General features: G+C 53.5%; 1 pseudogene. It reads left to right on the top strand.

Annotated elements, in window-relative coordinates:
- Nucleotides 1-372: pseudogene (locus B3W37_RS05865) on the top strand (AAA family ATPase); the annotation flags it as partial.

Genomic DNA, 372 nt, shown 5'->3' with positions numbered 1-372 from the left:
CAGCCGGTACCGCCGCCTTCGATCTGGATGACTTTGTTGACCACTTTGCTGCCCATCGTGATTTTGATTGCCTTCCTGATGTTCATAATGAACCAGACCCAGGGGGGCGGCAACCGGGTGATGCAGTTTGGCCGCAGCAAAGCGCGCCTGATGTCGCAGGATGATGTTAAGGTAACCTTCAAGGATGTCGCTGGAGCNNCTTAAGAATCCACAAAAATTCCTACAGCTGGGGGCTAAAATCCCTAAAGGGGTTTTATTATTCGGAGCGCCGGGAACCGGCAAAACCCTGATGGCGAAAGCCGTCGCCGGAGAGGCCGGGGTGCCGTTTTTCTCAATCAGCGGTTCTGATTTCGTGGAAATGTTTGTTGGGGT

The sequence above is a fragment of the Syntrophomonas sp. UBA5494 genome, assembly GCF_002426325.1.
This window is presented reverse-complemented; position numbering and strand designations above follow the sequence as displayed.